The following is a 22389-nucleotide window of genomic DNA, read 5'->3' on the forward strand; positions in this document are numbered from 1 at the left end:
AGCCGTCGTACGAGCCGGACGTCAGCGTTTCGTCACCGGTCGCTGGCCCTTTTCCGGGGGTCCCCCGGCCTACGGTCGGGACATGCGCGACCATTCCCGGCTTCCCACTTCCCCAGGTTTCTGGCGCAGCCCGCTGCGCGGCCCCTGGTTCACCTCGGTGCTCGGCCTCGTCCTGCTCGTCGGCATCACCGTGCTGTTCGTGACCGGCCTGGTGTCGTACGCCGCCTACAACCCGGGCCTGTCACGGGTGAACGACATGACCCCGGACAAGGGCGTCCTGGGCTTCTACCTCTTCGCCTGGCCCACCGACCCGGTGTGGCTGTACCGGCTCACCCAAGGCGTCCACGTCACCCTCGGCATCACCCTGATCCCCGTCCTGCTGGCCAAGCTGTGGTCGGTGGTGCCGAGGCTCTTCACCCTGCCGCCGGCCCGCTCCCTCGCACACGCGCTGGAGCGGATCTCCCTGTTGCTGCTGGTCGGTGGAGGGCTGTTCGAGTTCACCACCGGAGTCCTCAACGTCCAGCTGGACTATGTCTTCCCGGGCTCCTTCTACCCGCTGCACTTCTACGGGGCATGGGTGTTCTTCGCCGCGTTCGTGGCCCACGCCGTGCTGAAGACGCCGACGGCGGTACGGGCCGTACGGCAGCGCCGGCAGGAGCGGAACGACCTGGTCTCCCCGCGCCCCGCGGCGCCCACCGTCTCCCGGCGCGGCGCGCTGGGGCTGGTCGGCGGGGGTTCCCTGCTGCTGTTCCTGACCACGGTCGGGCAGAGCCTGGGCGGGCCCTTCCGCCGTACGGCCCTGCTCGCCCCGCACGGCACCGCCGATCCCGGCGGCGGCCCGAACGGCTTCCAGATCAACAAGACCGCCGCCTACGCCGGCATCACGGCGGCCGACACCCACGAGGACGCCTGGCGCCTCGTCGTCACCGGCCGCACCGGAACCGTCCGGCTCAGCCGCGCCCAGCTGCTCCGACTGCCACAGCACAGCGCCTCGTTGCCCATCGCCTGCGTCGAGGGCTGGTCGACCGCGGACCAGTGGTGGCGCGGGGTACGGCTGCGCGACCTCGCCGCGCTCGTCGGGTACGACGGCGATCCGCCGGACGTGCTCGTGGAGTCCCTGCAGCGGCACGGAGCGTTCCGGCGTGCGGCCCTGCGCGCCAACCAGGTGGCCGACGGACGCTCGCTGCTCGCGCTCTTCGTCAACGGAGAGGAGCTGTCCCCCGACCACGGCCACCCGGCGCGGATCATCGTCCCGGCGGCACCCGGTGTGCTCAACACCAAGTGGGTGGCCCGACTGACCTTCGGAGACCTGTGATGCCGCGTCGCGTACGCCTGGGCAGCCCCTTCCAACTGCTGCTGCTCGCCTGCTCGTTCGCCCTCGCCGCGTACGCCGGGGTGCGGCTGCTCGCCGGCGACTGGTTCGGGGTGGCGCTGTGGATCGTGGGAGCCGCCCTGCTGCACGATCTCGTCCTGCTGCCGCTGTACACGGCGGCCGACCGGGCGGTCACCGGCGGCCTGGGGGCAACCGGACGGCGTGGCCGGACGCTGTACGTGCGCGTCCCGGCCATGCTGTCCGGGCTGCTCCTGCTCGTCTGGTTCCCGCTGATCAGCGGCATGACGGCCGGGCGCTACCGGTCGGCCACCGGCCTCTCCCCGGACGGTTTCCTCACCCGCTGGCTGCTGATCACCGCCGTGCTCTTCGGCGGCTCGGCCGTTCTGCTGGCGTGGCGTGTGCGCAGGGCGGCGAAGCACCGGCCGCCCGCCGACCACTGACCGACGGACCGCCACCCGGCCCTGCGCGCGTACCGCAGCAGGGCCGGGGTGCCGAGGCGCGCCCAGGGAAACGGGGCACCGGTGGCCCGGGCGGCGCCGATCGTGTCCACCACCTGGACGCGGGCGCGTTCGTCGACGTGTCCCGGCACGGTCTCGGCGATCAGCAGCCCGCCCGGCCGCAGCAGCGCGGCCACCCGCTCCAGCAGCACGGACGGCTCCCCGCCGATGCCGATGTTGCCGTCCATGAGCAGCACGGTGTCCCAGCGGCCCTCGCCTGGCAGCGGCTCGAAGACCGAGCGCCGCAGCGCCTGCCCGCCGAGCTCGATGGTGTGGTCGACGGCGGCCCCGCTGACGTCGATGCCGAGCACGGGACGGCCCCGGGCGGCGAGTTCCGCCACCAGCCGGCCGGGACCGCAGCCGACGTCCAGGACGGCGCCCTCGCAGCGGTCCAGGACCTCCAGGTCGACCTGATCGGCTCCGGCGCACCAGCGTTCCACCTCCAGCGGCAGCAGCCAGCCGTCGGTGCGGCGCAGGAACAGCGGGCCGCGGCCGGTGCGCAGCGCGGCCGCGTAGGGGTCGGCGGCCGCCCAGGCGACAGAGCCGCCCATCACCGGCCGACCGGCGTACAGCGGGCCAGCTGGGCGGCGAACCGGCCGTGCGGGGCCAGCGCGGCGACGGCGTGCGCGTCGGCGACGGTGTCGACGTCCCGCAGCCGGGGCAGCTCGCGCACCCGCAGCCCGGCGGCCAGGAGCCGCTCCCGCTGCACGGCCCCGGTCACCGGCGTCGACATGGGCACACCTCGCAGCAGCGCGGGGTCGGGCTCGGCCAGCCCCAGGGCCCAGAAGCCGCCGTCCTCGGCCGGGCCGAGACAGGCGTCGCAGCCCGCGAAGTCCACGGCGAGCAGTTCCGGCGTCACCTGCGGGGTGTCCATGCCGATGAGCAGGGCCGGGCCGGAGCAGTGCGCGAAGGCGTCCGCCAGCCGGTCGTCCAGCCCGCCCGCGCACTGCGGCAGCACCTCGAAGCCGGCCGGCAGCCAGTCTCCCGGCACCCCGTCGAGGACGAGGACCCGCCGGGTCGCGGGGGCCGCGGCCACGGCCTGCAGGGTGTCCACGAGCGCCGCCTCCGCCAGACGGGCAGCCTGTTGCGGCGTGAACGGCGGGGTGAGCCGGGTCTTGACCCGCCCCGGCAGCGGTTCCTTCGCGACGACGAGCAGCGTGGTCACCGTACGAGCCCCCCGTCGGCCGGGGTCTCGGCCAGCACGCGGCTCATGTCCCGCACCGCCTGCCAGGTGCCCCGCCAGGTACCCGTCACCTTGGAGGCGCCGGTGCGCGGGCGGTAGGGCACGTCGTGCTCGGCGATGCGCCAGCCGGCGTCGGCCGCGCGGACGACCATCTGCAGCGGATAGCCGCTGCGCCGGTCGGTGAGGCCGAGCGCGAGCAGCGGCTCACGGCGGGCGGCGCGCAGCGGGCCCAGGTCGTGCAGGCGCAGCCCGGTTCGGCGGCGCAGCATCCGCGCCAGCGCGAGATTGCCGGCGCGGGCGTGTGCCGGCCAGGCGCCCCGGCCCTCAGGACGCCGCCGGCCGAGGACCAGGTCGGCGGCGCCGTCCCGGATCTCCCGCACGAAGGGAACGAGCAGCGCGGGGTCGAGGGAGGCGTCGCAGTCGCAGAAGCACACGATGCCGGCCGTGGCCGCGCTCAGTCCGGCGTGGCAGGCGGCGCCGAAGCCGCGCCGCGGCTCGTGCACCACCGTCGCGCCGAGCGCACGGGCGATGCCGGGGGAGCCGTCGGTGGAACCGTTGTCGACGACGAGTGCGCGCCAGCCGGCCGGGATCCGGCCGAGCACCCAGGGCAGGGCCTCGGCCTCGTCCAGGCAGGGGAGCACCACGTCGACGTCCGCTGAAGTGGTCGTCACGGTTTCACCCTACGAACGCCAATCGGGCATATCGGACTCCTGGTCCTTACGAAACGCGGACGCCCGCCCCGCGGCCCGACGACGGCTGCCGAGTGGTGCGAGGCTGGTGGCATGCAATCGCCGTACGAGCCCGACGAGACCGAAGCCGCAGGCGGGACCGCCCGGATCCTGGTCGTGGACGACGATCCGACCGTCGCCGAGGTCGTCACCGGATACCTGCACCGCGCCGGCTATGTGGTCGACCGCGCCGACGACGGCCCGACCGCCCTCACCCGCGCCGCCGCGCACCGGCCCGACCTCGTGGTGCTCGACCTGATGCTGCCCGGCATGGACGGCCTGGAGGTGTGCCGGCGGATGCGGGACGGCGGGCCCGTGCCGGTCATCATGCTCACCGCCCGCGGCGACGAGGACGACCGCATCCTGGGCCTGGAGGTCGGCGCCGACGACTACGTCACCAAGCCCTTCAGCCCCCGCGAACTGGTCCTGCGCGTGGAGTCGGTGCTGCGCCGCAGCCGCCCGGTCAGGACGGGGCACCGGCTGGCCGCGGCCGGCCTCTCCGTCGACCCCGACGCCCGCCGGGCCACCAAGAACGGCTCCGAACTCGCCCTCACCCTCCGGGAGTTCGACCTGCTCGCGTTCTTCCTGCGGCACCCGGGCCGGGCCTACAGCCGGGAGGATCTGATGCGCGAGGTCTGGGGCTGGGACTTCGGCGACCTGTCGACCGTCACCGTCCATGTGCGCCGGCTGCGCGGCAAGGTCGAGGACGACCCGGCCAGACCCCGCCTGATCCAGACCGTGTGGGGCGTCGGCTACCGCTTCGAGTCCGGCGAGGCGGTGCTCTGACCATGCCCCCCACCCTCCTCATCGTCCTCTACGCCTTCGCCGGCGCCGCCGCCGCGGGGGTCACGGGCGCGGGCGTACTGCGCCTGGTCCGGCGCCGCTCGCTCACCGCCTCCATCGCCGTCGTCGCGGCGGTCGGCGTCGTCGCCATGCTCGCCGGCACGCTCGCCGTCGCCTGGGCGATGTTCCTGTCCTCGCACGACCTGACCGTGGTCACCACCGTCGTCGCGATGGCGGCCGTGGTCTCCCTGGCCACCGCCCTGCTCCTGGGCCGCTGGGTCGTCGCCCGCAGCCGCGAACTCACCGACGCCGCCCGCTCGTTCGGTGACGCCGGCGCCTTCGCCGCCCCGCACGCCCCGGCCACCGCCGAACTGGCCGCCCTCAGCCGTGAGTTGGCTGCCACCAGCGCACGGCTCGCCGAATCCCGCGAACGGGAGCGGGCGTTGGAGAAGTCCCGGCGCGAGCTGGTCGCCTGGATCTCGCACGACCTGCGCACCCCGCTCGCCGGACTGCGCGCCATGTCGGAGGCGCTGGAGGACGGCGTGGCCGCCGACCCCGGCCGCTACCTCAAACAGATCCGCACCGAGGTCGAACGGCTCAACGACATGGTCGGCGACCTCTTCGAACTCTCCCGCATCCACGCGGGCACCCTCCCGCTGAGCCCGACCCGGATCTCCCTGTACGACCTGGTCGGCGACGCGCTGGCCGGCGCCGACCCGCTCGCCCGGGAACACGGGGTACGGCTCGTGGGCGACCTCGTCGAACCCGTACCGGTGGAGGTGGACGGCAAGGAGATGACCCGCGTGCTCGGCAACCTCCTGGTCAACGCCATCCGCCGGACCCCGCCCGACGGCACCGTCGCCGTCGCCGCCGAGTGCACCGACGACGGGGTGGTGCTGTCCGTCACGGACGGCTGCGGCGGCATCCCCGAGGAGGACCTGCCGCGCGTCTTCGACACCGGCTGGCGCGGCAGCGACGCGCGGACCCCGCCCGCCGGGGCGGGGCTGGGGCTGGCGATCGTACGGGGCATCGTCGAGGCCCATCAGGGCCGGGCGACCGTCCGCAACATCCCGGGCGGCTGCCGCTTCGAGGTGACCCTGCCGACGGCGAAGGCGTGAACGGTCACTATTCCGGGCGGCAGCTGATGGAGTTCGGGGACACGTTCCGGCAGGTGAGCCCGCTCCCGGGGCCGATGATGCGCGACAGGAGCGGCGCGATGTCCTTCTCGCAGGACAAGCCCGCGCCGTCCTCGGGGTCCTCGTTCGCGTGACGGCAGACCCTGTCGATGACGGTGCCGCTGTCGACCTTCGGGCCGGGCGGCGGCGTGTCCGCGGAGGCTGATGGGACGAGGAGGCCCAGGCCGAGCACCGGCGCGGTGAGCAGGGCTGCGACCTGGGCGCGGGTCGGCCTCAGGGTCCGTCGAGGCATGGCTGTCCTTTCGACTGGTTCGTACGAATCGATTGGTTCATGCGAATTTCGAAGCAGCGCCATGATCAACGGTCGGGCCGTCCCGCGCGTGTGGACACGCTCAGTGCGTTCGCGTGAACTCCTGCATTCCCTCCGCGAAGCCCACCTCCGGCTTCCAGCCGAGTTCCGCGCGCAGCCGGGAGGAGTCCGCCGTGATGTGGCGGACGTCGCCCAGACGGTACTCGCCGGTGACGACCGGTTCCGGGCCGCCGTGGGCGGCGGACAGGGCGCGGGCCAGGTCGCCGACCGTGTGCGGCTCGCCGCTGCCGGTGTTGTAGGCCGTGAGGGTTCCGGGGCGCGGCCCGGCCTCCAGCGCGACGACGTTGGCCGCGGCCACGTCCCGTACGTGGACGAAGTCCCGCCGCTGCCCGCCGTCCTCGAACACCCGCGGGGCCTCGCCGCGTTCGAGGGCCGAGCGGAAGAAGGAGGCGACGCCGGCGTACGGGGTGTCGCGGGGCATCCCGGGTCCGTACACGTTGTGGTAGCGCAACGAGATCGCCGTGCCGTCCGTGGCGCGGGCCCAGGCGGCCGAGAGGTGTTCCTGGGCGAGCTTGGTCGCGGCGTAGACGTTGCGCGGGTCGGGCGGGGCGTCCTCGGTGACCAGACCGGGGACGAGGGACGCGCCGCACCGCGGGCAGGGGGGTTCGAAGCGGCCTGCCTCCAGGTCGGCCGCGGTCCGCGGCCCGGGGCGTACGACGCCGTGCGCGGGGCAGTCGTAGCGGCCCTCTCCGTACACCACCATCGACCCGGCCAGCACCAGCTTCCGTACGCCCGCCGCGGCCATCTCGGCGAGCAGGACGGCGGTGCCCAGATCGTTGCGGGAGACGTACTCGGCCGCGTCGGCGACGCCGTTGCCGAGACCCACCATGGCCGCCTGGTGACAGACCGCGTCCACGCCGGACAGGGCGTGGGCGACCGCAGCCCGGTTGCGCACGTCGGCGCCCCGTTCGGCCCGGACGTCGTATACGAGCGGCTCGTGCCCGCTCGCGCGCAGCGCCTCGACGACATGGGACCCGATGAACCCGGCACCGCCGGTGACCAGTACACGCATACGGCCACGCTAGATGCGCACGGCGCCGGAACGGCGTGACGCGACCGCCATGTCACGACTCCGTAAGGCAAGGCGATGTCAGTCCGTCCTCGGGGGGATCAACCGACTGCGGTCCGCCGTGTCGTGAGTGTTTCAAGAACTTCTGTCAACAACGTTGACTCCCGGGTACTCCGCCCTCACATTACTTTTCAGTAGTACCTCGCGGTAACCCCACGACACGGCATCTCCCTTGCCCTGAGCCGCCGCATTCTCGCGCACGAGCACACACCCGGGCACAGCCATGCCCACCTGCTGCGTGTCCCCCATCCGAGAACAGGGAGCACCCGCCCATGCCCATGCCCATGCCCAAACCTGCCCTGCGCCGAGCCGTCGCCGCGACGTCCGCACTCGCCGGCGCCCTGGCCCTCGGCCTCACCGCCGCCCCCGCCCACGCCACGGCACCCCTGGACTACGCCGCCCTCGGCGACAGCTACAGTGCCGCCTCGGGCGTCCTGCCCGTCGACACGAGCAACCTGCTCTGCCTGCGCTCGACGGCCGACTACCCCCACGTCATCGCCGCCCGCACCGGCGCCGCACTCACGGACGTCACCTGCGGCGCCGCCCAGGCCAAGGACTTCACCGAGTCCCAGTACCCCGGCCTCGCCCCGCAGGCGGACGCGGTCACCGCCGACACCGACCTGGTGACGCTGACGATCGGCGGCAACGACAACGGCACCTTCATCGAGGCCATGCTCGCCTGCGGCACCGCCGGCATCCTCAGCGGCGGCAACGGCAGCCCCTGCAAGGACACCTACGGCAGCTCCTTCGACGACGCGATCGACACGAAGACCTACCCCGCGGTGAAGGACGCGCTGCGCGCCGTGCGCGCCAAGTCGCCGAACGCCCGGCTCGCAGTGCTGGGTTACCCGTGGATCACGCCCGCCACGGCCGACCCGTCCTGCTTCGCCCGGCTGCCGGTCGCCTCCGGTGACGTGCCGTACCTGCACGCGCTGCAGGCCCACCTCGACGCCGTCGTGCAGCGCGCCGCCGAGGAGAACGGGGCCACCTACGTCGACTTCTCGCAGGCGTCGGAGGGCCATGACGCCTGCCAGGCCGTCGGCACCCGGTGGATCGAGCCGCTCCTGTTCGGGCAGAACATCGTCCCGGTCCATCCCAACGCGCTCGGCGAGCAGCGCATGGCCGAGCGCACCATGAGTGTTCTCGGCATCGGCTGACCCCCGGCGCCCGCGCTTCAGGCGCGAACGCCCCCGTCGACCTTCAGCACCGTGCCGGTCACGAAGGAGGCACGGTCGCTCAGCAGCCAGGCGGCGGCCTCGGCGATCTCCTCGGGGACGGCCGCGCGGCGCAGCGGGGTGAGTGCCGTGAGCCGGTCCTGGAGACCGGGGGCCTCCGCTTCCCAGGCCCGGATCATCTCCGTCAGGGTGTTGCCGGGCGCGATCGCGTTGACGCGGATGCCTTCGGGGCCGTAGGTCACGGCGGCCGACTCGGTGAGGCTGTTCACCGCCCGCTTCATCGCACCGTACGCGGGCAGTTCGGGGTTGCCCCGCAGACTGCCGATGGAGGAGTTGTTGACGATGGCGCCCGTCCCGGCGGTGGCCCGGATGGCGGCGACCTCGGCGACCATGGCCAGCCAGACGCTCTTGAGGTTCACCGTGTAGACATGGTCGAACTCGGCCTCCGGCAGCCGGTCCATGGGGCCGGGCGGCTGGATCGTCGCACCGTTGTTGAAGGCGATGTCGAGGCGGCCGTACAGGTCGACGGTTCGGTCCACGGCGGCGCGCACGCTCGCCGTGTCGGCCAGGTCGCACACGACGTAGTCGGCGGTGCCGCCCGCCGCCCGCACCTCCTCGGTGACGGCCTTCAGCTGGGCCTCGGTGCGGGCCGCGAGCAGGACCCGGGCCCCTTCCCGGGCGAAGAGCCGAGCCGCGGCGGCGCCGATGCCGCGCCCGGCACCGGTGACGAAGGCGACCTTGCCGGCCAGCAGGCCGTACGCGGGCGTGTCGTCGTTGCGTGCGCTGCCCACGGCGTTGTGTGTGTTGTCCATGGCAGCGAGCCTGCGCCCGGGGGACGGGCCCATCCAGGCACCGGCAGTACCTGGATGGGGCTCGCCGCGGACCCGCACACTGGGGGTGTGGACAAAGTGGAACTGGCGGGATTCCTGCGCAGCAGGCGCGAGCGGATCAGCCCTGCCGACGTGGGCCTCGCCGCCGGGCCGCGCCGCCGTACCCCGGGGCTGCGCCGCGAGGAGGTGGCGCACCTGGCGTTCATCTCGACCGAGTACTACACCCGGCTGGAGCAGGCCCGCGGCCCGCGCCCGTCCCGCGAGGTACTGGCCGGGCTGTCCCGCGCCCTGCGGCTGTCGGACGCCGAACGCGAGCACCTCCATCTGCTCGCCGGTGCCCCGCCGGACCCGGCGCCCGGGCCCCCGCGCGAGGTGCGGCAGAGCATCCTCGACCTGATCCACCGGCTGCCGCAGTCCGCCGCCTTCGTCACCTCGGCCACGCTGGAGGTGCTCGCCTGGAACGCACTGGCCGCCGCCCTGATGGAGGACTTCTCGGCTCTGCCGCGCCGCGAGCGCAACCTCGCGCGTCGCGTCTTCCTCGGGCCGCGCCCCGAGGGGCAGCGGCTGTACGGCGTGTCCGACGCCGACGCGTTCGCCCGGCACGCGGCCCGCCGGCTGCGCACGGCCGCCGCCCGCTACCCCGAAGATCCCGAGGTGACCGGCCTGATCCGCGAACTCCGCGCCGGCAGCGAGGAGTTCGCCCGGCTGTGGGACTCCCACGACGTCGACGGGGCACCCACGCTCCGCAAAATCTTCCGGCATCCGCTGGTCGGGCCCGTCACCGTCAACTGCGACGCCCTCGACCTCGCCGACCGGGACCAGCAGGTCGTGATCTACACCGCCGTCCCCGGCACACCGTCCGAGGAGGCCCTGCGGCTGCTGTCGGTCATCGGCACCCAGCGCCTGGACGCCGTCCGCTGAGCCGGACCGGTACTCACTCGCAGCGATGCGTCCGCAGCACCGCGAACGCCTCGCCCAGCAACGCGGGGCCCGGCGCGGGCGCGAATACACACCGTGTATACATAGTGTGTATAGTGCGCGCAGCAGAACTCGCGACTGTGGGGGCGACGATGACGACGACCATGCCCAGCCGTCCGGTGGGCCCGAGGCGCCGACTGTGCGTGTGGGGCGGTACGACGGCGGTGGCGTCGGGCGCCGGCCTGCTGCTCGGTGTGCTCACCAACCTGGCCCAGGGGTGGCTTCCCGGAGCCTGGCAGCAGATCGCCAACTCCGGAGCGGTCTGGTCCGCCGTCGCGTTCGCCGCCGGAGCACTGCTGTCTCGGCAGGGCCCCGTGTCCCAGGCCGCGGTCGGGGGCCTCGGCGCGGAGGTCGGCCTGGTGGTCGGTTACTACGGCTATGCCGAGTTCGGGCGCGACGGCGCGGGGGATCTGTTCTTTCCGCTGGTGTGGCTCGGCATGGCCGGCGTGGCGGGACCGCTGCTCGCAGTCGCCGGCCACTGGTGGCGGCGTGGCCCGGACACGCGCCGCCGCGTCACCGGCCCGGCCGCGCTCGCGGGACTCTTCGGCATGGAGGGCCTGGCATACGGCTGGAACCTGCACTACGCCACGCAGGCGTGTGCATGCCTCGCTCTCTTCGTGCTCATCCCGCTGCTGATGGCCCGTGCCCACAAGGAGCGCGCCCTCACACTGGGCGCCGCCGCGGTCTGCGCGTCCCTCGCCTACGTCCTGATCGAGCTTCCCCTCCAGACGGTTTCCGCCTGAACCGGCCGTCCTTGCGGGGATGCAGGCACGCGGTGCACCGCGTCTGCTGCGACGCGGTGCACCCGTGAGCAAGGGCGGACTCGGTCAGCAGTACAGGTTGCCGCCCGGCGAGACGCCGAGGATCTGGGTGAAGCGCTGGTAGGCGTCGACGCGGCTCTGGACCTGCGCGGGGTTCTTGCCGTCGCACTCCAGGGAGCCGTTGATGCTGCGGATGGTCTGGCCGAATCCGGCACCGTCGACCATGGCGTTGTGCGGGGTCGTCGAGCCCGGCCCCGACTGGGTGTTCCAGTACCAAAGGCCCGTCTTCCAGGCGACGGAGGCGTCGTTCTGCACCTGCCAGGGGTTGTCTAGCAGGTCGATGCCGAGTGCGTCACCGGCGGACTTGTAGTTGAAGTTCCAGCTGAGCTGGAGCGGGCCGCGCCCGTAGTAGGCGGCCTGTCCGGCGGGGCAGCCGTACGGCCGGCTCCAGTCGCAGTAGGTCGGGTAGTTGGCGGTGTTCTGCTCGACGACGTAGACCAGTCCGCCGGTCTCGTGGCTGACGTTGGCGAGGAAGGCGGCGGCCTCCTGCTTCCTGACCGTGTCGCTGCCGGTGTTCGCGAAGCCCGGGTAGGCGCTCAGGGCCTGGACGAGGCCGCTGTAGGTGTAGAAGCTGTTCCGGTTCGGGAACATCTGGTTGAACTGGGCTTCGGAGACGACGAATCCGGACGGGGTGCCGCTCCCGCCGCCGGCCGGAGCGTTCCACTTCTGGTTCGCGCCGCCCGTGCAGGTCCAGATCTGCAGCCGCGTGGCGTTGGCGCTGTTGTTGTCCCGCACGTCCAGGCACTTGTTCGCGGCCGGGTTGACGATGTCGTGGGCCGAGGTGACCACCCACTGCTGGTTGGCGCCGCCGGAGCAGTCCCACAGCTGGACCGCCGCGCCGTCGGCGGTGCTGCGGTCGACGACGTCCAGGCACTTGCCGAGCGCCCGCAGGGTGCCGTCACCCGGGTTCGACCAGATCTGGGCACCGGTTCCGTTGCAGTCGTAGAGCTGTACGGCAGTGCCGTTCGCGCTGTTGGCGCCTGCCACGTCCACGCACTTGCCGGCCAGCCCGGTGATCTGGCCGTCCGCGGCCCGGGCGGGCGTGGCGATGGACAACGCGGCGAGGAGGGCGGCGACGACGCCTCCGGCCAGGAAGCGTGCGAGACGCCCCAAGGGTATGGGTCTGTAAGGGAGTTCGGCGAGGCGGAAGTGCATCGACAGGTGCTCCTGTCCTGGTCGGGTGGAGGGGGTGCGTGCCGTGCCGGCGGACGTGGCGTGCGGCCGGCCGGTGGTGTGGGTACGGGGCCGTCAGCCGAGGACGGTCTCGGTGACGACGATGTGTCCGGCGTCGGGGTCGAGGCTTCCGCCGAGCCGGCCGAAGGCGCCGTCGGTCAGGTCCAGGCACTTGGGCACCTGCGGGGTCCGGGCGAACGTGCCCCGGTCGTTGATGCGGACCACCAGCGACCTGCCGTTGGCGGTGTTCGTGACCTGCACCCGTGTGCCGAAGGGCAGTTGGGGCTGCCGGCTGAGCGAGGTCGCCGCGGTGTCGGCGTTGTTGTCGAAGAGTTCGCCGCTGGCCGTCAGGGCGCCGGGCGGCTGTGGGCCGTAGTGGGTCGCCCAGCAGGTGTCGGATGCCTGCGCGGCGGGCGCGTCCGTGTCGGCCTGGGCCGGGGAAGCGGTGAGCAGGCATGCGGAGAGGCCCAGCGCGGCTGTGAGGACGGCGGCGGAACGGGACCTGGCCATGAAGGGGGGTGGCCTTTCGGGTGGGGGGTGGGCATCGGGCGGCGTGCACCTCCGGAAGGGACGGCCAACGGTGAGCGCGGCGCTCGATGCATGGCTGGGCAGTGAAACTAGAGGTACAGACCAATAGGGGTCAAGGTGTGAAGTAAGCCATGAGGAAAGCGAGTTGAGGCTTGGTCGCGGCACCGCGGGCCTCGGTGTCGACCGCGTGCGCCATCCGGGTCGCATCGGTGCGGAGGGCCGGGCGGTGGCGAGGGAGCCCAACGGGCCGACGGCCGGCCCGATGCCGAGGGGGCCAGGTGGGGCCGGCCGGCGGCGTGAGGGAAAATAGTTGCCTAGTAAAACTACGGGGAACGTGCGAAAGGCCCTCCATGCCGTACCTCACGGTCGACTACTCCTCCCGCCTGGCCGGAGCCTTCGACGCCTGTGCCTTTGTCAAGGACTTGCATCCGCTCGTGGTCGAGGAGTCCGGTACGTCGGGCGTGTGCAAGACGCTGCTCCGGCCGGCGGAGACGTGGGCCGGGGACGGCATGAGCAGGGAGGCCGTTTTCGTGCACGTGGAGGTCGGCCTCATGCCCGGCCGCCCCGCGGCGCAGAAGGCCCGGCTGTCCGAGGGCGTGCTGGCCCTGCTCGCCAAGCATCTGTTGGTGGCCGACGGGGGTGAGGAGAGGGTGTGCTGCTCGGTGGAGGTACGCGACCTCGGGACCTCCTACCGGCTTTCGCCCTCCGCGCGGTGAGCCCCGGCCCGAGTCGCTTCCGGCCCCTGCGAATTCGGTTGTCCGCCGTGCCGGCCCCGCACTACCGTGCGACCAGTGGATCTCTTCTCACGCTCTTGGACGGCTTTGCGCACAGCGGTCGCGGAACTCCCGGACGAGGACTTCGAGCGGCCGTCCGGCTGTACCGGCTGGCTGGTACGGGACCTGGTGTGCCATCTGGTCATCGACGCCCAGGACGTCCTGATCACCCTGGTCACACCCGTCGATGCCGAACCGACGGTGGACGCGGTCACGTGCTGGAACCTGGTCGAGCCGCCGACCGGCGAGGATCCGCTCGACGCGCTGATCCCGCGGCTGGCCGCCGCCTACGGTGAGCCGCGGTGGCTGAAGTTCCACTTGGACGACGTCGGTTCCGCGGCGGGCCGCGCCGCCGAGCTCGCCGATCCGGCCGTCCGGGTCGGCACGCGCGACGAGGTGCTGACCGTCGCCGAGTACCTGTCCGCGTACGTGCTCGAATGGACCCTGCACCACCTCGACCTGATTGCCCATCTGACCTCGGCCGCCGAACCGCCCGCCGAGACGCTCGCGGCGGCGCGCGCGGGGCTGGAGAGGATCGCCGGCACTTCGTTCCCCGCCTCGTTCTCCGACAAGGATGCGCTGCTGATCGGCACCGGACGCCGTACGCCGACCGGAGCGGAGAAGGCCGAACTGGGTGATTTCGCCGCCGAACTCCCGTTCATCCTCGGTTGACCGGCCCGTCCTGGTTCCTCCGCCGGGGCTTTCCCTGCCCCTTGGGCGCTCCACGTCCCCCGAGCGCTCGAACATCACTCGAGAGCGAGACCAAATGATGAGATGACGTTCGCGTTCCGTCACTACCATGTCACTCAAGACAACCGATCGACCGGCCCGTGTTCGATGCGTGCCGATCAGGGTCGCCGATGTGCCAGGGACCGCTCCCCGGGCTGCGGTGATCTTCCTGTCCAGGAGGACCTTCCGCATGTTCCGACGTATTGGAGCCACAGTCGTCCGACACCCTGTGTGGACGATCGTGGCATGGCTGATCGCCGCGGTGGCGATCGTCGCCACCGCCCCGAGTCTGCCCTCGAACAGTGACGAGAGCAGCTTCCTTCCCAAGAGTTACGAGTCCATCAAAGCGGCAGATCTCCAACAGAAGGCGTTCCCCAGCGCCTTCACCCCGTCCGCGATCGCGCTGTACCAGCGCACGGACGGCGGCAAGCTGACCGCCGCCGACAAGCAGGACATCGCGCGGATCACCACGCAACTGAGCAACAAGCACATCGACCAGGTGCAGAAGGTCGTCCCCGGCCTGCCGTCCAAGGACGGCAGGTATGACCTGACCCTGGTCCAGATGGACAGCAAGAACGCAGGACAGCCCAAACAGGCAGACGCGGCCAAGGTGTTGCGCGACGACGTCAAGCAGCTGGCCAAGGGCACGCATCTCGACGTCAAGCTCGGCGGTAGCGCCGCCCAGGCTCTCGACCAGCAGGACTCGTCCAAGCGAGGACAGGCGCTGATCGGCTTCGGCACCTTCGCGATCATCCTGGTGACCTTGCTGATCATCTTCCGGGCACCGATCCTGGCCGTGCTGCCCCTGGTGCTGATCGGCCTGGTGTCGGCCGTCGCCAACGGCCTGATCGCCTACGCCACCAAGCTGTTCGACCTCCAGGCGAACAGCTCGATCTCGTCGATCCTGATCGTCGTGCTCTTCGGCGTGGGTACGGACTACTTCCTGTTCCTGATGTTCCGCTACCGCGAACGCCTGCGTCTGGGCGACGAACCCAAGCAGGCCATGGTCAACGCGGTCGGCCGGGTCGGAGAGGCCATCGCCTCGGCGGCCGGGGCCGTCATCATCGCGTTCCTCGCGCTGGTGCTGTCCACCCTCGGCTTCCTCAAGCAGATGGGCCCGGCGCTCGCCATCGCGGTCGGTGCGACCCTCGTCGCGGGTCTGACCCTGATCCCGGCGGTGGTCTCGCTGATCGGGCCGAAGGTCTTCTGGCCTTCCAAGTCCTGGCAGAAGGAACCGGAGAACGCCCGCTTCGCCGCCCTCGGCCGCGGGGTCCAGCGCCGTCCGGCGCTCACCACCGTGCTGTCCGGTCTCGTCCTGGTCGCGCTGGCGGCCGGCATCTTCGGCTACCACGCCACGTTCGACCTGGCCTCGGGCTCCATGCCGAAGACCAAGGAGTCCATGGTCGTCCAGGACCAGATGCAGAAGGCGTACTCGGCGGGCGCCGCGGCACCCACCGACGTCTACCTGTCCAGCACCGGCGGCAAGCCGCTGGACAAGTCGGCCTTCGCCGCGTACGCGAGCAAGCTCGGGGCCGTGGACGGGGTCGCGAACGCCCGCATGACGCAGGTGAACAAGGACGGCAGCACCGCGGACTTCACCGTCACGCTCAAGTACGAGGCGTCGACGGACAAGGCGATCGACACGGTCGGCCGGGTGCGGGACGTCGCTCACACCAACGCCCCTGACGGCACCAAGGCGGTCGTCGGGGGTATGTCCTCGATCTACAAGGACATCAACACCGCGGTGAACCACGACTACAAGACGGTCTTCCCGGTGGCCGCCATCCTCATCATGATCATCCTCGGTCTGCTGCTGCGCAGCGTCGTCGCCCCCTGGTACCTGATGGCATCGGTGGGCCTCGGCTTCGGTGCCACCCTCGGTGCCACTGTGTGGATCTTCCAGAAGGGGCAGGGACACTCGGGGCTGATGTTCATGCTCCCGGTGATCATGTATCTGTTCGTGGTCGCCATCGGCACCGACTACAACATCCTCATGATCGCCCGGCTCCGCGAGGAGGCCCGCGAGGGCCGCGAGCCGCGCGAGGCGGCCGGCATGGCGCTGCGCCACGCCGGTCCGACGGTCGCCGCGGCCGGCTTCATCCTGGCGGCGACCTTCGCCACGATGATGCTGGCGGGCAACTCGCTGCTCACGGAGATGGGTTTCGCGGTCTCCTTCGGCATCGCCGTCGCCGCCTTCGTCATGGCGATGTTCTTCACGCCGAGCCTCACCGCGCTGATCGGCCACGCCGCGTGGTGGCCGGGGCACAGTGACCGGGCCGAGCCGGCGCCGGCCGGCGCGGGCACCGGTGTCAGCGGTTCCGCATCGGCGCCCGGCGCCGACCGGGACTCCTTCGCCCACGATCCCGCGGGGCGCCGCAACTAGCGGCGGTGCGGGGCGCGACGGGGCGTCACGCCGGGCCATGAGGCCTGGCGGGACGCCCCGTCGGCGCATCACGGAGGACGCGGCCGAGGAACCCGCACTCGCGTGCGGCGTTACTACGATCCCGGTATGGAGATCACCTATGAGTGGCGCGGCGAGTTCGACAACGCGGCCCTGGAGGCGCTGCACGCCGCCGGCTTCGGCCACCCGGTGGCCGGGACCGACTGGCGGACGAGACTGGAGCGGCACAGCCTCGGCTGGGTCTGCGCATGGCAGGACGGGACGCTGGTCGGGTTCGTCAACGTCGTCTGGGACGGGGGAGTGCACGCCTTCATCCTGGACACGGTGGTCGCCGGGCACTGCCGTACAAAGGGAGTCGGCAGCGCGCTCGTCGCCACCGCGGCCGAGGAGGCGCGCGTGCGAGTGGCTGCACGTCGACTTCGAGGAAGACCTGCGTCCGTTCTACTTCGACGCCTGCGGGTTCACAGTGACGGCAGCGGGGCTGCTCGCCCTCTGACTCCGTCCGCCCCGGCCCGGGCTCCTGCCCGCCGGCCCAGCCAACTCGGCCCGTGTAACCGGCAGTTAACCGAACCGGGACCGGCACATCAACCGCCGCACGGGTAAACGTCCGACGCGCCCAGCAGTCTCGCGTGCATGGCATTCACCTCGTACAGACCCGGCTTGACCCGCGCGGCGACGCTCACCGCGGCCGCCCTGCTCCTGCTGCTCGCGCCGCCCGCCGGCCGGGCCACCGCCGCCGAGGCGACGCTGCCGCTCGGCGACCCCGGCCTCGCGGAGACCCGCACGACACAGACCCTGGCCGAGGGCGTGACCCTCACCCGTATCGTCCGGGGGACCGAACCCGCCCCGGCCGACCGGATCAACACCACGACACGCGGCCCCTGGGTGGTCGACGTCCTCACCATCGACCCGCGCCGGGCGCGCGGGCAGTTGAAGGCGACGTACGGTCCCGACCTGGCCCACACGGAGAAGACGACCGACCTGGTGCGCTCCTCGGCGGCCTTGGCCGGCGTCAACGGCTCCTTCTTCACCTTCACCGCCAGCGCGCAGTATCCCGGCGACCCGGTGGGCCTCGGCCTCTACGACGGTCGGCTGCTCAGCGAGCCCACCGGCGACCCCACGGAGGCCGACTTCGTCGTGGACGCCCACGACAACCGCGCCCTGATGGGCCGGCTGAGCTGGTCGGGCAGCCTGCACAACCGGCGGACCGGAGCCACGCTGCCGCTGAAGTACGTGAACCATCCGCCCACCGTCCCGGCGGCCTGCGCCGACCTCACCGATCCGGCCCGGTGCACCGTGCCCGGCGACGTCGTGCGCTTCACCCCCGAGTTCGCCGAGACCACGCCCTCCGGAGCGGGCGTCGAGGTGGTCCTCGACCGGCACGGCTGCGTCGTCCGCACGCAGACGGCCCGCGGCACACACCTGACCACCGGCCAGACCTCGGTACAGGCCACGGGCGCCGACGCGGCGGCCCTGCTGCACACCGCCGACAGGGGCTGCCTGCGTACCGACTCCGTGCTCACGGACGAGCAGGGCCGGCGACTTCCCGTCCGGCCCGGGCTGTTCGGCGTGAACGGCCGCTACCGCCTCACAGCGCACGGCCGGATCGTGGTGCCGGCCGGTTCGGGCAGCTTCTTCGACCGCAACCCGCGCACGATCGCCGGTACGACCCGCGAAGGCAAGGTCGTCCTGGCGACCATCGACGGCCGTATGACGACCAGTGTCGGTACCACCATGGACGAGACGGCGGCGGTCGCCGACGCCCTGGGCCTGACCGACGCGGTCAACCTGGACGGCGGCGGCTCGACCACCATGTCCGTCGAGGGCACCCTGGTGAACCACCCCAGCGGGCCCACCGAGCGGTCCGTGGGCGACGCCCTGGTCTTCGTGCCCGGACCGTACCGTCCCACCGAGGACTGAGACCCGCCCCTGCGCACGGTGATCCGGTGCCGGGCCACATGGCCGTGCCCGGCATCGGCGTCCGGGTCGTCGATCCGCTCCGGCGGCAGTGGTACGGCGACCCGGACGCTCTCCTGCTCGTCGGCGGCGACGGTGGTGAGGCTGGGCACGCCGCAAGACCCGGAATACCCTCCCGCGGACGGGAGTTGATCATCGTATGACTCAAGGACCCGCACCCCGGCCCCTGTCCGACCAGGCCCTCTCCGATCTGCTGGCCAGGCAGCGGTTCGGCACCCTCGCCACGGTCAGGCAAAGTGGTCACCCCCACCTCACCACCATGCTCTACGCCTGGGACCCCGAGGCCCGTATCATGCGGCTGTCCACGACGGCCGACCGCGTGAAGGCGAAGCAACTGCGGCGCGATCCGAGGGCGGCGCTCCATGTGCAGGGCGACGACGTGTGGTCGTTCGCCGTCGCCGAGGGATCCGCCGAGGTCTCCGAGATCACCACGGTGCCCGGTGACGCGGTCGGGCGGGAACTCCTCGCGATGCTCCCGCCGGCCGCCGGCCGCCGGGCCCGAGGACGAGGACGCCTTCCTCGCACAGCAGGTGGCCGAGCGAAGGGTCGTGATCCGACTGCGGGTGGACCGGCTGTACGGGACGGCCCTGGACCTCGAGGGCTAGCCCCGGCCCACCCGTCCTCTCGACGCTCGGCTGCTCAGGCTCCTCCCTTGCCCCCAAGTCATCGGACTTGGTGCCGTCGGTCAGGTCCAGTGACCCGCGGCGGCGGTCTCGGTGACGTAGTCCTCGAACGGCCTCGGCGGCCGGCCGAGGGCTCGTTCGACGCCGTCGGCGACCGTGGCGCCCCGGCCGGCACGGACGTTCACGAGCAGGCCGGTGAGCAGACGCGCGACGTCGGCCGGCACACCGTGGGAGATCTGCCGCTCGGTGAACACATCGGGGTCCACGTCGACATGGCGGACGACACGTCCGGTGGCCCTGCCGATGAGGTCGGCCGCCTCACCGAAGCCGATCGCCCGTGGACCGGTCAGCCGGTACGTCCGGCCGCCGTGCCGGTCCTCGGTCAGCGCCGACGCGGCGACCTCGGCGATGTCCTCGGCGTCCACGAACGGCGTGCGGCCGTCACCGGTCGGCAGGGACAGGGTCGCCGCCCGGATCCCCTGGAGCCAGGGACCCTCGCTGAAGTTCTGCGAGAACCAGTCCGGCCGCAGGATCGTCCAGTCGACGCCCGAGCGCCGCACGGCCCGTTCGGCGGCCTTGAGGGGATGGCTGTCGTGGGCCTCGCCCACGCCGTACGCCGACAGCAGCACCAGCCGTCGTACGCCGGCGTCCCCCGCTTCGGCGACGAACCGGGGGATCCGCGCCTCGTGGTCCACGCCGGTCCGCAGGTCGGGTTCGACCATGTAGGCCGCGGTGACGCCGTCGAGGGCGAGGGCCCAGGTCGACGGATCGGCCAGGTCGAAGGGGATGTCTCCGCCGGTGCGGGACGCCGTGCGAACCGGGCGGCCGGCGGCCCGGAGGCGCCGCACGATGCGGCGGCCGGTCTTGCCGGTGCCGCCGATGACGAGGATGTTCTTCATGCCTTCCAGGGAACGCCAGGTGCCGGAGACGATCCATGGGAGACAATCGCCAAGACCTTTGTGATCGTCCAGCGTTGGGGGCGGACGTGGACGTGCTCAGCGATCTGCTGCACCGGGCGCGTGCCAGGAACGCCCTGGTCCGCAAGTTGGTCCAGCGGCCACCGTGGTCGCTGGGCTTCGTCGACGCGCCGCCCCTCACGGTCGTCGCCACGCTCGCCGGGCAGGTCTCGGTCAGGCTCGACGACCCGGACGCCGCACCGGTGCGGCTCGCCACCGGCGACATCGCCCTGATCAGCGGAACCAGCCGGTACACGATCGCCGATGCACCCGCCACCCCGCCCCAGGTCGTGATCCGAGGCCGGGAGAAACAGGTGGTCGACGGCGACGAGAGGGCGGCGGGGGTGCGACGCGGCCTGGCTCCGCGCACGTACGGAGACGGCCTGCCCGGGGCCACGGTCCTCCTCCGCGGTGCCTACGAACTCCGAGGCGATGTGGGCGACCGGCTGCTGAGCCTGCTGCCGCCCTCGGCGATCGTGCGGGCGGGACCGCGGACGGGGCCGGCGCTGGAACTGCTCGCCGCGGAGATCGCGCGTGACGAACCCGGACAGGACGCCGTCATCGACCGGGCGCTGGACCTCGTGCTGGTGCTGGCCCTGCGCACCTGGTGCGCAGGCCCCGACGCGACACCACCGGCCTGGTATCGCGCGCTCGGCGATCCCGCCGTGGGAGAGGCGCTGCGCCTGTTGCACCGGCACCCCGCGCAGCGCTGGACGGTCGCCGGACTCGCCACCCGTCTCGGCATGTCCCGCGCCGCGTTCTCCGCCCGTTTCACCGCCCTGGTCGGCGAGCCGCCGCTCACCTATCTCACCGGCTGGCGCATGGCCGTGGCGGCGGACCTCCTGCGGGACACCGAGGCGACCGTCGCGGCCGTGGCCCACCAGGTCGGCTACGAGGACCCGTTCGCCTTCAGCGTCGCCTTCAAACGCCGCCACGGCACCGCCCCCTCCATGTGGCGCCGTCAGGCAGGCCGACCCGCCGACACGAACCCCGAGTGAGCCGATCCGCCCGCCTGCTCGGCCCCGGCCCCTGTCAGTGGGCTCCGCTACCTTCGGACCCATGCCGATCACTGCACAACTGCGCGACTCGGTCCGCCTGCCCGGCGGACACGCCCTGGTCGACGGCTTCGCCTTCGAGAGCCGCGGGACGGGCTCGCGCCGCGCCCTCCTCCAGAACGGCCATGAGCTGGAGGTGTACGACCTGGACGAGGTGTTCGCCGGAGAGCGCGCGCCGAGCGCCGTCTTCCCGCTGCCCTGGCCGGGTTGGGACGGCGGTGTCCACTCGGTGGGTCCCGACGGCACGTTCGCGGTCTTCTCGGGGCAGCGCGCGGTGCGGGCCGTGGGCACGGGCGGTGAGACCTTGTGGGAGTACCGGCACGGCTGCTGGGGACCGGAGGTGGGCCACCCGCACACCGGGGACGAGCAGGAGGTGTGCCGGGGGCTCGAGCACGGCTCCTGCCGGGTCTCGGACGACGGCGGGCTGGTGTGGGCGCACATCGTGGCAGAGCCGGAGGAGGGCGAATGGGAGGAGCGCTGGGTCGTCCTGGACGCCCGTGACGGACGCGAGCTGGCGGCGACTCCGCTGGAGAGCGCCGCCGCCGGTTCGCACCAGCTCTCCCACCCGGACGGCGTCCACATGGGCCTGTGCATCGGCATGGGCCAGGACGGCATCCTGCTGCACTGGGCGCGATGGGACGGCAAGGAGCTGACCGGCTGGGACCTGAACGGGACCATGGACCGGATCCTCATGGACGTCCACACAGCGCACGGGGGCTTCCTGACGGTCGAGCACTACGGCACCGACATACGACTGCACGCCTTGGACGGCACCGTGCTCGCTGAGAGACCGGCCGCGACGGACGACGACGGGGACCCGCTCCACTGGGACTACACCTGCGGCTTCGTGGACGCCGGCACCGTCATCGCGTCGACCCTCGACTCCCCCGAGGACGGCAAGCGCCCCCGCCACTGGATCCTTGACGCCCACACCTTGGAGATACGCGGGACGGTGGCCTATCCGGAGGGCCCTGCCGGCACCTGTGCGCGCCCGCTCGGCGACGGGACCTGGCTCACCTACGACGCCGGTGGTGGAACGCTCAACCGCTGGGCCCTGCAGGCGCTTTGACAGTCCAGGGCACCGGACCGGACTGACCGGCGCCCCGACCGACCCGCGCCCGCAGGACCTCATGAAGGACCTGCGGGCCGGCTGGGTTCTGCCGGCCGGGTGCGGCCTGGCCCATCCGGCTCTCCACCCGCTGATGTACAGCGAGCCGACGCGGGCCACCTCACCAGCACCGCCGAACAGCCCTGCCGCCCGGCCCGTGTGG

General features: G+C 72.3%; 21 protein-coding genes and 2 pseudogenes. 14 read left to right on the top strand and 9 right to left on the bottom strand.

All coding sequences use genetic code 11. The features are described from left to right. Positions 1 to 82 precede the first annotated feature (82 nt). Entirely contained in the window at positions 83 to 1315 is a 1233-nt protein-coding gene (locus tag LMU33_RS21675) for a molybdopterin-dependent oxidoreductase (protein WP_228622163.1), read from the top strand. Between the two features lie 313 nt (positions 1316 to 1628). On the opposite strand, the gene LMU33_RS21680 is transcribed toward LMU33_RS21675, so the two are convergent. The 3 genes from LMU33_RS21680 to LMU33_RS21690 are packed head-to-tail and all read right to left on the bottom strand — an operon-like array spanning position 1629 to position 3684. Continuing rightward, a complete protein-coding gene (locus LMU33_RS21680) occupies positions 1629 to 2381 on the bottom strand; it encodes a class I SAM-dependent methyltransferase (protein ID WP_228622164.1) in 753 nt (250 codons plus the stop codon). Continuing rightward, positions 2381 to 2995, bottom strand: a complete 615-nt coding sequence (locus LMU33_RS21685; RefSeq protein ID WP_228622165.1) for a TIGR04282 family arsenosugar biosynthesis glycosyltransferase — start codon at positions 2993 to 2995, stop codon at positions 2381 to 2383. The genes LMU33_RS21680 and LMU33_RS21685 overlap by 1 nt, the downstream gene beginning before the upstream one ends. Further along, entirely contained in the window at positions 2992 to 3684 is a 693-nt protein-coding gene (locus tag LMU33_RS21690) for a glycosyltransferase family 2 protein (RefSeq protein WP_228622166.1), read from the bottom strand. Before LMU33_RS21690 ends, LMU33_RS21685 begins: the two co-directional genes overlap by 4 nt. 111 nt (positions 3685 to 3795) lie before the next feature. Here LMU33_RS21690 and LMU33_RS21695 point away from each other — a divergent pair, with 111 nt between their 5' ends. Together LMU33_RS21695 and LMU33_RS21700 are read left to right on the top strand one after the other, a co-directional pair. Next, positions 3796 to 4527: a response regulator transcription factor gene (locus LMU33_RS21695; RefSeq protein WP_228622167.1), complete on the top strand. Its 732-nt coding sequence runs from the start codon at positions 3796 to 3798 to the stop codon at positions 4525 to 4527. 2 nt (positions 4528 to 4529) lie between these two features. Continuing rightward, positions 4530 to 5642 carry a sensor histidine kinase gene (locus LMU33_RS21700; protein ID WP_228622168.1) on the top strand — a complete coding sequence of 371 codons (1113 nt, stop codon included), beginning with the start codon at positions 4530 to 4532 and terminating at the stop codon, positions 5640 to 5642. 7 nt (positions 5643 to 5649) lie between these two features. On the opposite strand, the gene LMU33_RS21705 is transcribed toward LMU33_RS21700, so the two are convergent. Continuing rightward, a complete protein-coding gene (locus LMU33_RS21705) occupies positions 5650 to 5952 on the bottom strand; it encodes a hypothetical protein (protein ID WP_228622169.1) in 303 nt (100 codons plus the stop codon). 100 nt (positions 5953 to 6052) lie between these two features. Further along, positions 6053 to 7042 (bottom strand): NAD-dependent epimerase/dehydratase family protein, encoded by a 990-nt coding sequence (locus tag LMU33_RS21710; RefSeq protein WP_228622170.1) that lies wholly within the window; start codon positions 7040 to 7042, stop codon positions 6053 to 6055. Between the two features lie 341 nt (positions 7043 to 7383). Between LMU33_RS21710 and LMU33_RS21715 the strand changes: the two genes are divergently transcribed. After that, entirely contained in the window at positions 7384 to 8256 is an 873-nt protein-coding gene (locus tag LMU33_RS21715; protein ID WP_228622292.1) for an SGNH/GDSL hydrolase family protein, read from the top strand. A gap of 17 nt (positions 8257 to 8273) precedes the next feature. Here LMU33_RS21715 and LMU33_RS21720 read toward each other — a convergent pair whose 3' ends face one another. Further along, positions 8274 to 9086, bottom strand: coding sequence for an SDR family NAD(P)-dependent oxidoreductase (locus LMU33_RS21720; protein WP_228622171.1), 813 nt, complete (start codon positions 9084 to 9086; stop codon positions 8274 to 8276). A gap of 87 nt (positions 9087 to 9173) precedes the next feature. Between LMU33_RS21720 and LMU33_RS21725 the strand changes: the two genes are divergently transcribed. Both LMU33_RS21725 and LMU33_RS21730 read left to right on the top strand, forming a co-directional pair. After that, positions 9174 to 10025, top strand: a complete 852-nt coding sequence (locus LMU33_RS21725) for a helix-turn-helix transcriptional regulator (RefSeq protein ID WP_228622172.1) — start codon at positions 9174 to 9176, stop codon at positions 10023 to 10025. A 149-nt stretch (positions 10026 to 10174) separates the two neighbouring features. After that, entirely contained in the window at positions 10175 to 10825 is a 651-nt protein-coding gene (locus LMU33_RS21730) for a DUF6518 family protein (RefSeq protein WP_228622173.1), read from the top strand. 84 nt (positions 10826 to 10909) lie between these two features. On the opposite strand, the gene LMU33_RS21735 is transcribed toward LMU33_RS21730, so the two are convergent. After that, positions 10910 to 12016 carry a glycoside hydrolase family 19 protein gene (locus tag LMU33_RS21735; protein WP_372478041.1) on the bottom strand — a complete coding sequence of 369 codons (1107 nt, stop codon included), beginning with the start codon at positions 12014 to 12016 and terminating at the stop codon, positions 10910 to 10912. Between the two features lie 135 nt (positions 12017 to 12151). After that, a complete protein-coding gene (locus LMU33_RS21740) occupies positions 12152 to 12586 on the bottom strand; it encodes a septal ring lytic transglycosylase RlpA family protein (RefSeq protein WP_228622174.1) in 435 nt (144 codons plus the stop codon). Positions 12587 to 12954: 368 nt separating this feature from the next. Here LMU33_RS21740 and LMU33_RS21745 point away from each other — a divergent pair, with 368 nt between their 5' ends. The 6 genes and pseudogenes from LMU33_RS21745 (at position 12955) to LMU33_RS21770 (ending at position 19089) form a co-directional block, all read left to right on the top strand. Continuing rightward, positions 12955 to 13320: a 5-carboxymethyl-2-hydroxymuconate Delta-isomerase gene (locus LMU33_RS21745; RefSeq protein ID WP_228622175.1), complete on the top strand. Its 366-nt coding sequence runs from the start codon at positions 12955 to 12957 to the stop codon at positions 13318 to 13320. Between the two features lie 75 nt (positions 13321 to 13395). Beyond that, positions 13396 to 14049 carry a maleylpyruvate isomerase N-terminal domain-containing protein gene (locus LMU33_RS21750; protein ID WP_228622176.1) on the top strand — a complete coding sequence of 218 codons (654 nt, stop codon included), beginning with the start codon at positions 13396 to 13398 and terminating at the stop codon, positions 14047 to 14049. A 247-nt stretch (positions 14050 to 14296) separates the two neighbouring features. Continuing rightward, entirely contained in the window at positions 14297 to 16489 is a 2193-nt protein-coding gene (locus LMU33_RS21755; RefSeq protein WP_228622177.1) for an MMPL family transporter, read from the top strand. 126 nt (positions 16490 to 16615) lie between these two features. Further along, positions 16616 to 17003, top strand: a pseudogene (locus LMU33_RS21760) (GNAT family N-acetyltransferase). A 137-nt stretch (positions 17004 to 17140) separates the two neighbouring features. Further along, positions 17141 to 18427, top strand: a complete 1287-nt coding sequence (locus LMU33_RS21765; protein ID WP_228622178.1) for a phosphodiester glycosidase family protein — start codon at positions 17141 to 17143, stop codon at positions 18425 to 18427. A gap of 196 nt (positions 18428 to 18623) precedes the next feature. Further along, a pseudogene (locus LMU33_RS21770) lies at positions 18624 to 19089 on the top strand (TIGR03618 family F420-dependent PPOX class oxidoreductase). Between the two features lie 80 nt (positions 19090 to 19169). On the opposite strand, the gene LMU33_RS21775 reads toward LMU33_RS21770, so the two are convergent. Beyond that, a complete protein-coding gene (locus LMU33_RS21775; protein WP_228622179.1) occupies positions 19170 to 20006 on the bottom strand; it encodes an NAD(P)H-binding protein in 837 nt (278 codons plus the stop codon). 86 nt (positions 20007 to 20092) lie between these two features. On the opposite strand from LMU33_RS21775, the gene LMU33_RS21780 reads away from it, so the two are divergent. Beyond that, complete coding sequence (locus tag LMU33_RS21780; RefSeq protein ID WP_443728970.1) at positions 20093 to 21061, top strand: AraC family transcriptional regulator; 969 nt, start codon at positions 20093 to 20095, stop codon at positions 21059 to 21061. A gap of 61 nt (positions 21062 to 21122) precedes the next feature. Then, positions 21123 to 22187: a hypothetical protein gene (locus tag LMU33_RS21785; protein WP_228622181.1), complete on the top strand. Its 1065-nt coding sequence runs from the start codon at positions 21123 to 21125 to the stop codon at positions 22185 to 22187. Positions 22188 to 22389: the final 202 nt, after the last annotated feature.

The sequence above is a fragment of the Streptomyces barringtoniae genome (assembly GCF_020819595.1).
Taxonomy (GTDB): Bacteria; Actinomycetota; Actinomycetes; order Streptomycetales; family Streptomycetaceae; genus Streptomyces; species Streptomyces barringtoniae.